Here is a 12950-nt window from a genome sequence, read left to right as displayed (position 1 = left end):
CAACCTTTGTAAAAAATTTAAAACATGGAATATATCGGTTACTTAGCATCAATTGTCATTGGAATTTCTTTAGGTTTAATAGGTGGCGGAGGTTCCATCCTTACCATTCCTATTTTGGTTTACCTCTTTAAAGTTGATCCGGAACTGGCAACCAGTTATTCTTTGTTTATTGTGGGTACAACTGCACTTTACGGAGGTTACAGCCATTACAAACTGGGAAATTTAAAACTAAAAACGGCACTTTATTTTGCTATTCCTTCCATTTTTGCCATTTTAATTATCCGGGAAGTAATTTTTCCCAAAATTGCTAATACCCTTTTCACCATAGCTTCTTATGCGGTTTCAAAAAATCTGCTAATCATGATTGTTTTTGCAATTCTGATGATTAGCGCATCTATTTCGATGATAAAAAAGAGTAAAACTGAAGAAGCCATCTATAAGACAAATTATACCCAACTTGCTATTATTGGTTTTCTGGTTGGAATTGTAACCGGATTTCTGGGTGCCGGAGGAGGATTCTTAATTATTCCGGCTTTATTGTTTTTTGCAAATTTACCAATGAAACAATCCGTAGGAACTTCGTTATTAATTATTTTCATCAACTCGGCTATAGGTTTTGCCGGCGATTTATACCTGAACACTCCTATTGATTACAAACTTTTACTTAGTATTTCGGCAATGGCTTTCTTCGGAATGTTTCTGGGGGTTTTACTTTCTAAAAAAATAGACGGCAACAAACTAAAACCAATTTTTGGGTGGTTTGTATTGGTAATGGGGATTTATATTATTATCAAAGAGGTTTTACTGTGATGCTTTTTAACCGCAAAGAACGCGAAGCTTTCATAAAGCTCACTAATAAAAAATATAGATACTGATTTACCTTATATCCTTTTCTAAATTATTAGGATTTTGTCCTGTATCAAAAACAGTAATAATCTCTATTTCATTTTTATTACTGTTTATCCTGTAATAAAAAGTAGTTTGTTTTGTAACAACGCATTTATAAAGACCTTTATATCTTGATGATTGAGGACAACTTTCGGGGTATTCTGAAATTTGATTAATTTTCGAACTAAGCTTTTTTATAAAATCATTTCTAACTTTCAAATTCCAATTTTCAAGTAGATAATCATTCAACTTTAAAAGTTTATTTTCAGCCAGATCAGATAAAAACACTTTCATTAAGAAATCTTTTTCAAAAAATCATTGAATTCAACTCTTTTACCTTTGTTCAATTCTTCAATTCCTTTTTCTATTTCTTTTTGCTCTATCAAAGTTAACTCATCCCAAAAATCAACTGTCTCTCTTTGAATAAAATCTTTAATTTTTTCAATGAATTTCTCATTCTCAATATTGAGAATCATTTTTACCAGTTCTATCTTTGAAGTTTGACTATCCATTATTGTTATTTCTTAGTTTCAAAGTTACAAAATTAATATTCCAATTAATTCATACTAATGAAAATTCTCCATCTTAATACTTAATACTTCTTAATGCTCTCCATAACCCACATCATCCATTTTACCATTAAACACTTTGTACTGAATAATAAAATACCCAATTACCAAAGCCAGGGCAATAGCAAACCAATACACGCCCACCGACAAAGCATAATCCCCATTGGCAACATTATAAATAGTCAAAGATGGATTGACTTTATTAGTCGATGGCAATACAACAGGAAAAATAGAAGCCGTGGTCGAAGTAAATCCTCCTACTAAAAACATACTCGAAAAGAGAAATCCTGTTCCGTCTTTTTTGAAAGTTTTGACTTTAAAAAGACCAAACAAACCCACAAAACAAATTATCGGAAAAATAAAAAGCAATGGGTTATCCAAGAAATTATGAAAAGGCTCTTTCTCGATAATATGCCAAACAGAAAGCGAAACTATCACAAGCACCAACAGCACAAAATTCATTTTGAAAATTACTTCTTTCAATTGGCTATTCAAAGACGAATTGGTTTTATAAATAATCCAATTGGCACCGTGAATCATCAAAGCCACCACACTTACCACTCCCAGAAAAAGCGTAAACCAGTCGATAATTCCCAGTTCAGCAGCTTCCGGACTGAATGTAGGATTCCATAATGGAAGGAAGAAAAAATGAGGCTCCTGAGTAGCAACGCCATTGTTAACCATTCCCAGATTGACCCCACGAACTACATTTCCTAATGCTATTCCGAAAAACAAAGCCAATAAGAAACTCGCAATCCCAAAGGCTTTATCCCAAACCGCTTCCCACATTTGATTGTGAATTTGTCCGCGCAATTCTAATCCGACTGCTCTAAAAATCAACAACCACAAAATCATCATCAACGGCAAATAAAATCCACTGAAAGAAGCGGCATACAAAGTTGGAAAAGCATAAAACAAAACCCCTCCCGCAGCAATAAGCCAGACTTCATTGGCATCCCAAAAAGGGCCAATCGCATTGGTAATTGCTTTTTTGTCTTTTTCTGTTTTGGCAAAAAATAAATGAATGATTCCCGCTCCAAAATCGTAACCATCCAACACTAAATAAGTTGCCAAAATACCTATTAACACTATATACCAAAAGAATTCCATACTTTATTTTTTTACAGGTTCAGGACCTTGATAAATAATTTTTCCAACTAAAATTGCAAACAACATTCCAAGTAAAGCATACAAACCAACAAATCCCATCAGCGTAAATAAGGTATTTCCAGATGAAACCGTTGGCGAAGCCCCGTCAGCAGTTCGTAATAAATCATATACTAACCAGGGTTGCCTTCCTAACTCAGCGGTGTACCAGCCAGTTGTATTGGCGATATACGGAAACGGCATTAAAAATAAAAATGCCCATAACAACCATTTGGTTTGAAACAATTGTTTTCGTGTCAATTGAAAAACTGCCAATACCATCACCCCAATAAAAAGCGTTCCTAAACCTACCATAATGTGATACGCATAATACAATCCTGAAATATTCGTTGGATGCCTGTCTTCTGCAAATTGATCCAAACCTTTTACTTCGGTATCCCAGTTTCCGTAAGTTAAAAAACTCAACACATTAGGAACTGCAATCTTATTATCCAGTTTTTTGTCTTTGACGTCCGGTTGCCCAATCAGTACAATTTCGGCTCCTTTTTCCTCAGTATGAAAAATTCCTTCCATCGCTGCAAAAGTCACCGGTTGGTGTTTTACTACATTTTTAGCCAATAAATCGCCTGTTGGCATCGCAACTATAACACTCGAAATCAATCCGAAAACAACTCCTGTTTTCAAAAACAATTTCCCGTAGGATACATTTTTATTCCACAAAATATAAAACGCCCCAATTCCGGCTACCACAAAAGAACTCGTAACCAGCGAAGCCGCCTGATTATGCAAATACGAAGGCCACAACCAAACATTGGTAAACAAAGCCTGGAAATTATTCAATACAAATTTTCCGTTTTCCAAAACTTCATAACCCACCGGATGCTGCATCCAGGAATGCGTCGCAATAATCAAAAATCCACTGGCCCAGGAACCTAAACAAATCAATAATCCGGTTACAAAATGCCAACGATGTCCCAGTATTTTTTCGCCAAATAAAAACATCCCTAAAAAAGACGATTCCAGAAAAAAGGAAAACATTCCTTCCATGGCTAAAGTTTGCCCGATAATTCCTCCGGTAAGTTCGGAGAATTTAGCCCAATTGGTTCCAAATTGAAATTCCATCGGAATACCAGTCACTACTCCCATCGCAAAATTGAGTGCAAATATTCGCATCCAAAAATGAGTAGCTTTGTTGTAATGCGGATCATTCGTTTTTAGAAATTTCCATTTAAAATAAACAACAATCAGCGAAAGGCCCATTGTCAATTGTGGAAACAAATAATGAAAGGTGATGGTAAATGCAAATTGCATTCGATCATAAAAGAGCATTTCTTCCATACGAAGTTTTTTTTGATAGCACAAATTTAACTCAAATGCCTTGAAAAGCCTTATTGAGAAAAACTTTTTAATTTACTTTTTGTTTTTCTGACAAAATATACAATTAAAATACATAATGTAACTTTAGTCACTTCCTGCACTTTTACTATGCTTTATCTTTGTTACATCAAATTAAAAAAATCATTTTTTATGAAAATAGAACAAATATATACCGGATGTTTAGCACAAGGTGCTTACTATATTACTTCTAATGGCGAAGCTGCTATTATTGACCCACTGCGTGAAGTACAACCTTATTTAGATCGTTTGGAACGTGATAACGTAAAACTAAAATACATTTTCGAAACCCACTTCCACGCTGATTTCGTTTCCGGACATGTGGATTTGAGTAAAGCAACCGAAGCTCCAATTGTTTACGGACCAACAGCTCAACCGGAATTTGACGCCATCATTGCTACTGACGGACAGGAATTCAAAATTGGAAATGTAACCATTAAAGTATTACATACTCCGGGACACACCATGGAAAGTGCTACTTTTTTATTACTTGACAAAAACGGCAAAGAGCATGCTATTTTCTCAGGAGATACTTTGTTTATTGGTGATGTAGGACGTCCGGATTTGGCGCAAAAAACAGCTCACATGACTCAGGAACAATTAGCAGCTACTTTATATCATTCGTTAAGAGATAAAATCATGACTTTGCCGGATGACGTAATTGTTTATCCTGCTCATGGTGCCGGAAGTGCCTGCGGAAAAAACATGAGTAAAGAAACTGTTTCAACTATTGGAAATCAAAAAGCTACTAATTACGCTTTAAGAGCCAATATGACCGAAGCCGAATTCATCAAAGAAGTAACCGATGGATTATTGCCTCCTCCGGCTTATTTTGGAATGAACGTTGCCATGAACAAACAAGGTTATGAGAGTTTTGAAAAAGTGCTAAATCAGGGAATGGTTGGAATTCCTGCTGCTGACTTTGAAGCCGTTGCTGACGAAAGCGGTGCCTTGATTTTAGACACCCGAAAAAATGGTGTTTTTGCCAAAGGATTTATTCCTCAATCTATCAATATCGGAATCGAAGGTGATTTTGCCCCTTGGGTGGGCGCTTTAATTGCCGATGTACGACAACCAATTATTTTGGTTACCGAAATTGATCAGGAAGAAGAAGCCGTTACCCGATTAAGTCGCGTAGGTTTTGATAATATTTTGGGACATTTAGAAGGCGGATTTGAAGCCTGGAAAAATGCCGGAAAAGAAATCGATAGCATTCATCGCATTACAGCTGAAGAATTTGCCAAAGAAATAAAAATTGGCGAAAGCAAAATTGTTGATGTTCGTAAAGAAAGTGAATATGCTGCCGAACATATCGAAGAAGCTTATTCTAAACCTTTGGCTTACATTAACGACTGGATAAAAGACATCAACCCACAGGAAGCTTTCTATATTCATTGTGCCGGTGGATACCGCAGCATGATTGCAGCATCAATTCTTCAGGCAAGAGGTTTTAGAAACTTTACCGAAGTAGAAGGCGGTTTTAATGCTATTGCAAAAACGACTGTACCTAAAACGGATTTTGTATGTCAAAGCAAAACTTTAAAATTATAACCACTTGATTTTAAACAGATTTATCCGTAAATTTATATAATAATACGATTGCATTAATAACCCTTAAATTGTAGAAATCATGAAACATAATATGGGAAAAACAGACAAGACAATCCGTGTGATTATCGCTATTACATTTGCAACATTATATTTTACGAATGTTGTTACAGGGAATTTAGGTATCTTCTTCTTAGCATTGGCAGCAATCCTGTTAATTACTGTTTCTATCAATTTTTGTCCAATGTATACCCCTTGGGGAATTAACACAAACAAAAAGAAAATAAGTCATTAAAATGATTGCAAATAAAGAACAATGCTGTACCGTAAGCTGCGAAAGCCCGTTGGATCAAAACTACTGGGACGCACAATACAAAGCCAAAGCAACCGGATGGGATTTAGGTGAAATTGCACCTCCCATCAAAAATTTTATTGATTCTTTAGAAAATAAAAACAGCCGCATCCTGATTCCGGGATGCGGAAATACCTATGAGGCCATATACCTTTTAGCTAAAGGTTTTACCAATATTACCGTTATTGATATTGCACCAACATTAGTTGCGCTGTTACAGGAAAAATTTGCCAATAACGCTAATATAAAAATTATTCTGGGAGACTTTTTTGAACACAAAAGCGAATACGATGTTATTATTGAACAAACCTTTTTTTGTGCACTACCTCCTTTTATGCGTCAAAAATATGTTTGGAAAATGCAGCAGCTTTTAACTCCAAACGGAATTTTGGCCGGCTTACTTTTTAATCGTGATTTTGATGTGAATCCTCCTTTTGGTGGCAACCAAAAAGAATACGAAATGCTTTTTAAAGGTGCATTTCATTTTGAAAAATTAGCAGTGGCTCAGGATTCAGCAGCACCGAGAAAAGACAGTGAATTGTTTTTTGAATTCCAAAAAAATAATGCGGTTACGGTACAACTTTATACCTTTGAAGGAATAACCTGCAGCGGTTGTATGAAAACCGTTTCGGATAAAATAGCGACTCTTTCCGGAGTTTTAAACGTGAGCATGAGTACCAATTTCGAAGAAATTCTAATCATAAGCCAAGAGGAAATTCCTTTACTGCAACTTCAAAAAATAGTTTCTTATGATGAAAAATATAAAATCCAACCTATAAAAGCATGAAACAATTATTATTTTCCAACTGGCACATTATGCGTATAATTCGCCTGCTATTCGGATTATTTTCCTTACAACAGGCTTTTCAATACCACGAAATTCTTTTTGGAGTAATGGCTGCCTTTTTTCTGTTTCAGGCTATTTTCAATACAGGTTGCAGCTTAAACGGATGTTCAATTCCTAAAAACAAAACCAACAATGAACAATAATTTTAACGAACTCATACAATCTGAAAAACCTATTTTGGTTGACTTTTTTGCTACCTGGTGTGGTCCCTGCAAAATGTTAAGTCCTATTTTAAAAGATGTAAAAGACCAACTGGGAGATCAAATTTCAATTATAAAAATTGATGTGGACAAAAATCAGCAAATTGCGGCTCAATATCAGGTTCGCGGCGTTCCAACAATGATTTTGTTCCAAAAAGGACAACAATTGTGGAGACAATCGGGAGTATTAGATAAAAGCACCATTGTAAATACCATTTTATCAAAAAAAATATAATGAACAAAAAAACATTCCTGATAACCCTCCTCGGAGTACTTATTGGTGCTGTCGCAGGCTACTTGTATTATAAATATGTAGGCTGCATCACGGGGACTTGCGTCATTACTTCCAGACCTTTGAACGCTACTCTTTATGGCGCTTTAATTGGCGGATTATTAAGCAGTTCATTCATTAAAAAAGAGAAAAAGTAATTTCGATTACTTTTTTTTCTATCTTTGTTAACCAAATAGTTAAACCAAATAGTTAAAAGTCAAAAATGACAACTGAAGAGAAAATATTTAATGCTGCCCGGATTGTTTTTCAGAAGAAAGGTTTTGCCGGTGCCCGTATGCAGGAAATTGCAGATGAAGCCGGCATTAACAAAGCCATGCTGCATTATTGTTTTAAAAACAAACAACAATTGTTTCAGGCGGTTTTTATGAAAGCTTTTAGCCAACTCGCACCGCAAATCAATACTATTTTTAATTCGGAAAAAACAGTTTTTGAAAAAATCCATCAGTTTACTCAGGAATACATTGACTTTGTAATCCGAAATCCTTTTTTGCCCCAATTTATTATTCAGGAGATGAACAATAATCCGGAGTTTGTGATGTCGATTTTAAATCACGAAAACCGACCTCATCCTGCTGTTTTAATGGCCCAAATTGAACAGGAAATTGAGCAGGGAATTATCAAACCACTCAATCCAAAACAATTATTGTTAAATATTTTTTCGATGACTGTTTTTCCATTTGCAGCACAAACCATGGTTAAGGGTATTCTTCGCATCAATGATGCTGAGTTTAACCAAATGATGGAAGAACGCAAAACGATTATTGCACAAGACATCATAAATTCGATAAAAAAATGAGAACCCTCAAAATCTTATTGCTATTCTTATTTCCGTTCTTAGCGTTAGCTCAGCAACAATTATCTCTGGAACATTGCTATAAACTGGCAGATAAAAACTATCCTTTGGCGAAACAAAATGATTTATTGGCAAGAAAATCGCAACTGGAAATCCAAAATCTGGATAAAGACTATCTTCCAAAAGTGGATTTGAATGCTCAGGCTACTTATCAATCGGAGGTAACTCAGGTTCCGATAAAAATTCCGAATGCCACAATTAATCCACTCAATAAAGATCAATATCGCGCCACACTGGATGTAAACCAGATTATCTACAACGGCGGATTGCATGAAATGAATACTAAAATAAAGGAAACTCAAAACAAGTTGCAACAACAACAAGTTGCCGTTTCTTTATACCAATTGAAATTAAAAATTAACCAACTGTATTTCTCCGTTTTTCTGTTACAGGAACAAAAAGAAATTCTGCTGGCAAAACAAAAACAATTACAGTCAAAAATTAACGAGGTGAAATCCGGAGTGAAATTTGGCGCGCTCCTTCCCTCTTATCAAAAAATGTTGGAAGCTGAAAATTTAAAAATTCAACAGCAACTTAGCGAAATCAAATTTGATAAAAAAAGAGCTTTAGAAAGTCTTGAGCTGTTAACCAATACAACTTTTGAAGAAAATATCATTTTAAACAAACCTGTTTTAAACCGGAATTTAAACCAGTCCAACAACCGACCGGAACTACAACTATACGAGATTCAAAACGAACAAATGGATATTTCAGAAGAAATCATTACCAAAAATAATCTTCCTAAACTCAAAGCTTTTGGTCAGGCTGGTTATGGAAATCCGGGGCTGAATATGCTGGACAATTCATTTCAAACTTTTTATATCGTAGGATTAAAAGCCAATTGGAATGTTTTTGACTGGAACAAATCAAAAACAGAAAAGGAAATACTTGCTGTTTCAAAAAACATGATTGCGACCGAAAAAGAAAACTTTTTGCTAAACAATCAGCTACAATCCCAGGAATTGGAAAAAGAAATTCAAAAATTGGAAACCATCAGCACACAGGATAATGAAATTATTGAATTAAGAAACAGCGTTTTGAAAGCCACCGAAGCGCAGCTAAAATACGGAGCCATCACACTTTCGGATTACATTGTGGAATTCACTCATTTTTACGAAGCACAAATCAATCAAAAATTACATGAAATCCAATTGCTTTTAGCTCACGCCAATTACAACATTATTCAGGGAAACTAAAGAAAATAATATGAAAAATATAGCAACACTTATTATCTTAATTGGATTCATTTCCTGCAACAAAGACAACGAAAAAGCGGATGGTTACGGGAATTTTGAAGCCACAGAAATTACTATTTCAGCAGAAGCCAATGGAAAATTACTTTCTTTTATTGCTGAAGAAGGAAATCTGCTGAGACCCAATACCCAAATTGGTTTAATTGACACTACCCAACTCTATTTGAGCAAAATGCAATTAATTGCATCACAAAAAACCATTGCTTCTAAATCTGAAAATGTTTTATCACAAAACAATGTTTTACAGGAACAGTTAAAAACCGCTTTAATTGAACAAAAAAGAATTCAAAATATGTTTGCCGAAGCGGCTGCCACGCAGCGTCAGTTGGACGAAGTAAATGGCAAAGTTAATGTTTTAAGACAACAGATGAACAGCACTAAAACACAAAACGCTCCAATTGACAATGAAGCCAAATCGATTGCTGTTCAAATTAAAAAAATTGAGGATCAAATTGAAAAATCAAAGATTATCAATCCTGTCAAAGGAACAGTTTTAGCCAAATATGCCGAAACAAACGAAATTACCGCTTTTGGAAAACCATTGTACAAAATTGCCGATATTTCCGAAATGACTTTGCGTGTTTATGTAAGCGAAACCCAATTGCCACAGCTAAAAATCGGGCAAAAAGTGACGGTTAAAATCGATACCGAAAACGAAATGAAAAATTACGAAGGAACCGTTTCCTGGATTTCGGCTTCGGCAGAATTTACCCCCAAAATCATCCAAACCAAAGAAGAACGCGTTAATCTGGTTTATGCCGTAAAAATTACCGTAAAAAATGACGGAGCCTTAAAAATTGGTATGCCGGCTGAAATGTGGATCCGTTAAGTTGATTGTTTGTGGTTTTAAATTGTCATTGCCATTTTAATTGTTATTCTTATTGAAAATGAGTATTCAGGTCGAAAATATTTCAAAATCTTACCCAAAAACTTTGGCGGTTTCCGATATTTCTTTTGAAGTAAAGGAAGGGGAATTATTTGGACTCATTGGACCTGACGGAGCCGGAAAAACAACACTTTTCAGAATTTTAACTACGGTATTGTTAGCCGATGAAGGAAAAGCCACTGTAGCCGGATTAGATGTAATACAAGACTACAAAGAAATCCGGAAAAACATTGGTTACATGCCCGGCAAATTTTCCCTGTATCAGGATTTAACCATTACCGAAAACCTCAACTTTTTTGCGACTATTTTTGGAACAACACTCGAAGAAAACTACGATTTAATCAAAGAAATCTACATTCAGATTGAACCTTTCAAAAACAGAAGAGCCGGTGCTTTGTCCGGTGGAATGAAACAAAAACTGGCTTTATGTTGCGCTTTGATTCATAAACCAAAAATTTTATTTCTGGACGAACCCACTACCGGCGTGGATCCGGTTTCCAGGAAAGAATTCTGGGAAATGCTGAAACGTCTGCAAAAAAAAGGAATCACCATTCTGGTTTCGACGCCTTATATGGACGAAGCCGCTTTATGCGACCGGATTGCGCTGATTCAAAAAGGACAAATTTTAAAAATTGACAGTCCGGAAAACATTGTTTCCCATTACAACAAAACAATATACAAGGTCAGAACCAAAAACAAGCACCAGTTGATTTTGGATTTAAAAAAGTACCCAAGTCATTACAGTGCTTTTGCCTTTGGCGAACATGTACATTATATTGACCAAAACATCCATTTTGACCCAACAGAATTAGAAAAATATCTCAAAGAACAACTTCACAGCGAAATTGATATTGCTGTTGCCAAAACCAGCATCGAAGATGTTTTTATGGATTTTACTATGCTAAATCAATAAATTGTGAATCAGGAAAAAATCATATCGACACAAAACCTCAGCAAGCAATTTGGTCATTTTACGGCTGTAAACAACATTTCTTTTGATGTTTACAAAGGCGAAATTTTTGGTTTTTTGGGTGCCAATGGTGCCGGAAAAACTACCGCAATGAAAATGCTTATCGGGATTTCTAAACCTACTTCAGGCGAAGCTTTAGTGGCTGGTTTTGATGTGAAACACAATGCTGAAATGGTCAAAAAAAACATTGGCTACATGAGTCAGAAATTCTCCATGTATGACGATTTAACAATCAAAGAAAACATTACTTTTTTTGGCGGAATTTATGGGTTGAATCGGAATCAAATCAAAGAAAAAACCGCTCTGTTAGTCAGCGAATTGGGACTTGAAAACGAAATAAACAAACTCGTGGGCGCGCTTCCGTTGGGCTGGAAACAAAAACTTTCTTTCTCGGTGGCTTTGCTGCACGACCCTAAAATAGTTTTTCTGGACGAACCCACCGGTGGCGTAGATCCTATTACCCGAAGACAGTTTTGGGAAATGATTTATGCTCAGGCCAATAAAGGAACTACCATTTTTGTCACCACACATTATATGGACGAAGCCGAATATTGCGACCGCGTTTCGATAATGGTCGAAGGTAAAATCGAAGCTTTGGATGCTCCCAAAAATTTAAAACAACAATATAACGTAACTTCCATGAACGAAGTTTTTTTGAAATTGGCACGAAATATCGAATAATTATGAAAAGATTTTCAGGCTTTATACAAAAAGAATTTTACCATATTTTCAGAGATAAACGCTCGATGTTTATTCTTTTTGGAATGCCTATTGCTCAAATTATGCTCTTTGGTTTTGCTATTACCAATGAAATCAACAATGTAAAAATTGCCATTTTAGACAAATCAAAAGACAAAGAAACCGAGAAAATCATCAACAAAATAAGTGCTTCCAAATATTTCCATATCGAACAGCAAATAAGCAGCGAAAACCAAATCAAAGCTATTTTTGAAAAAGGAAAAATTAAAGCTGTACTACTTTTTGAAAATCATTTTATTAAAAATCTGCAAGCGCAAAAACAGGCAAAAGTTCAAATTATTACCGATGCCTCCGATCCGAATACAGCCAATACCATTACGAATTACACCAATGCTATTTTGCAAAATTACATTCAGGAAAACAATAAAATCAAAACTGAAAATTACCAGATTGACACACAAACTCAATTATATTACAATCCGGAACTCAAAGGCGTTTTTACCTTTGTTCCCGGAGTTATGACGGTTATTTTAATGCTGGTTTCAGCTATGATGACTTCTATTTCCATTACCAAAGAAAAAGAACTCGGTACGATGGAAGTTTTACTCGTGTCTCCTTTAAATCCTTTACAGGTAATTTTAGGCAAAGTATTTCCGTATATTTTTCTCTCCATCATCAATGCTACTGTCATTGTTATTTTGGGCGTTTTTGTTTTTGGAATGCCGGTTCAGGGTAGTGTTTTCTTATTAGCTTTTGAAAGCTTTTTATTTATCATCACGGCTTTGTCACTTGGGATTCTCATTTCTACCGTTGCTCAATCACAACAAACCGCCATGATGCTATCGCTAATGGGACTCATGCTGCCTATTATTATCTTGTCGGGATTTATTTTCCCAATTTCAAGCATGCCATTACCATTGCAAATTATCAGTAATATTATCCCTGCCAAATGGTTTATCATTATTATTAAAGCCATTATGCTTAAAGGCGCGGGTATTGCAATTATTTGGAAAGAAACTTTAATTCTGATTGGAATGACTTTGTTTTTTATTCTTTTGAGTATCAAAAACTATAAAATCAGATTGGAATAA

Annotated in this window: 17 protein-coding genes; 13 read left to right on the top strand and 4 right to left on the bottom strand. The window is 35.3% G+C overall.

What is annotated here, in order from left to right; genetic code table 11:
• The first annotated feature begins 24 nt into the window (after positions 1–24).
• On the top strand, positions 25–810 hold the full coding sequence (locus tag H599_RS0112905; RefSeq protein WP_026714516.1) for a sulfite exporter TauE/SafE family protein: 786 nt from the start codon (positions 25–27) through the stop codon (positions 808–810).
• A gap of 66 nt (positions 811–876) precedes the next feature.
• Here the strand turns inward: H599_RS0112905 and H599_RS0112900 are convergent, their stop codons facing one another.
• The 4 genes from H599_RS0112900 to H599_RS0112885 all read right to left on the bottom strand — a co-directional run bounded on the left by H599_RS0112900 (position 877) and on the right by H599_RS0112885 (position 3902).
• Entirely contained in the window at positions 877–1182 is a 306-nt protein-coding gene (locus H599_RS0112900) for a type II toxin-antitoxin system RelE/ParE family toxin (RefSeq protein ID WP_026714515.1), read from the bottom strand.
• Positions 1182–1400, bottom strand: a complete 219-nt coding sequence (locus H599_RS0112895) for a hypothetical protein (RefSeq protein ID WP_026714514.1) — start codon at positions 1398–1400, stop codon at positions 1182–1184. Before H599_RS0112895 ends, H599_RS0112900 begins: the two co-directional genes overlap by 1 nt.
• 90 nt (positions 1401–1490) lie before the next feature.
• On the bottom strand, positions 1491–2567 hold the full coding sequence (gene cydB / locus H599_RS0112890) for a cytochrome d ubiquinol oxidase subunit II (RefSeq protein WP_026714513.1): 1077 nt from the start codon (positions 2565–2567) through the stop codon (positions 1491–1493).
• Positions 2568–2570: 3 nt separating this feature from the next.
• Positions 2571–3902 carry a cytochrome ubiquinol oxidase subunit I gene (locus H599_RS0112885; RefSeq protein ID WP_026714512.1) on the bottom strand — a complete coding sequence of 444 codons (1332 nt, stop codon included), beginning with the start codon at positions 3900–3902 and terminating at the stop codon, positions 2571–2573.
• 189 nt (positions 3903–4091) lie between these two features.
• Here H599_RS0112885 and H599_RS0112880 point away from each other — a divergent pair, with 189 nt between their 5' ends.
• From H599_RS0112880 to H599_RS0112830, 12 genes are all read left to right on the top strand, one after another.
• The gene (locus H599_RS0112880; protein ID WP_026714511.1) at positions 4092–5510 is read left to right on the top strand and encodes an MBL fold metallo-hydrolase; all 1419 of its coding nucleotides are present in this window, start codon (positions 4092–4094) and stop codon (positions 5508–5510) included.
• Between the two features lie 79 nt (positions 5511–5589).
• Positions 5590–5802 carry a YgaP family membrane protein gene (locus H599_RS0112875; RefSeq protein ID WP_026714510.1) on the top strand — a complete coding sequence of 71 codons (213 nt, stop codon included), beginning with the start codon at positions 5590–5592 and terminating at the stop codon, positions 5800–5802.
• A 1-nt stretch (position 5803) separates the two neighbouring features.
• A complete protein-coding gene (locus H599_RS0112870; RefSeq protein ID WP_035141610.1) occupies positions 5804–6646 on the top strand; it encodes a methyltransferase domain-containing protein in 843 nt (280 codons plus the stop codon).
• The gene (locus H599_RS0112865) at positions 6643–6849 is read left to right on the top strand and encodes a hypothetical protein (RefSeq protein ID WP_026714508.1); all 207 of its coding nucleotides are present in this window, start codon (positions 6643–6645) and stop codon (positions 6847–6849) included. The genes H599_RS0112870 and H599_RS0112865 overlap by 4 nt, the downstream gene beginning before the upstream one ends.
• Complete coding sequence (gene trxA / locus H599_RS0112860) at positions 6839–7141, top strand: thioredoxin (protein WP_026714507.1); 303 nt, start codon at positions 6839–6841, stop codon at positions 7139–7141. Before H599_RS0112865 ends, trxA begins: the two co-directional genes overlap by 11 nt.
• On the top strand, positions 7141–7335 hold the full coding sequence (locus tag H599_RS20600) for a DUF6132 family protein (protein ID WP_081810564.1): 195 nt from the start codon (positions 7141–7143) through the stop codon (positions 7333–7335). The genes trxA and H599_RS20600 overlap by 1 nt, the downstream gene beginning before the upstream one ends.
• A gap of 65 nt (positions 7336–7400) precedes the next feature.
• The gene (locus H599_RS0112855; protein WP_026714506.1) at positions 7401–7994 is read left to right on the top strand and encodes a TetR/AcrR family transcriptional regulator; all 594 of its coding nucleotides are present in this window, start codon (positions 7401–7403) and stop codon (positions 7992–7994) included.
• Positions 7991–9247 (top strand): TolC family protein, encoded by a 1257-nt coding sequence (locus H599_RS0112850; protein ID WP_026714505.1) that lies wholly within the window; start codon positions 7991–7993, stop codon positions 9245–9247. The genes H599_RS0112855 and H599_RS0112850 overlap by 4 nt, the downstream gene beginning before the upstream one ends.
• A gap of 10 nt (positions 9248–9257) precedes the next feature.
• Complete coding sequence (locus tag H599_RS0112845; RefSeq protein ID WP_035141607.1) at positions 9258–10133, top strand: HlyD family secretion protein; 876 nt, start codon at positions 9258–9260, stop codon at positions 10131–10133.
• A gap of 58 nt (positions 10134–10191) precedes the next feature.
• The gene (locus H599_RS0112840; RefSeq protein WP_026714503.1) at positions 10192–11103 is read left to right on the top strand and encodes an ABC transporter ATP-binding protein; all 912 of its coding nucleotides are present in this window, start codon (positions 10192–10194) and stop codon (positions 11101–11103) included.
• 3 nt (positions 11104–11106) lie between these two features.
• Positions 11107–11841, top strand: coding sequence for an ABC transporter ATP-binding protein (locus H599_RS0112835; RefSeq protein WP_026714502.1), 735 nt, complete (start codon positions 11107–11109; stop codon positions 11839–11841).
• A 2-nt stretch (positions 11842–11843) separates the two neighbouring features.
• Complete coding sequence (locus H599_RS0112830; protein WP_026714501.1) at positions 11844–12950, top strand: ABC transporter permease; 1107 nt, start codon at positions 11844–11846, stop codon at positions 12948–12950.

Origin of the sequence: Flavobacterium daejeonense DSM 17708 (assembly GCF_000425425.1) — a bacterium.
Lineage (GTDB): Bacteria > Bacteroidota > Bacteroidia > Flavobacteriales > Flavobacteriaceae > Flavobacterium > Flavobacterium daejeonense.
Note: the sequence above shows the minus strand (reverse complement) of the source record. Positions and strands in the feature narration are given on the sequence as shown.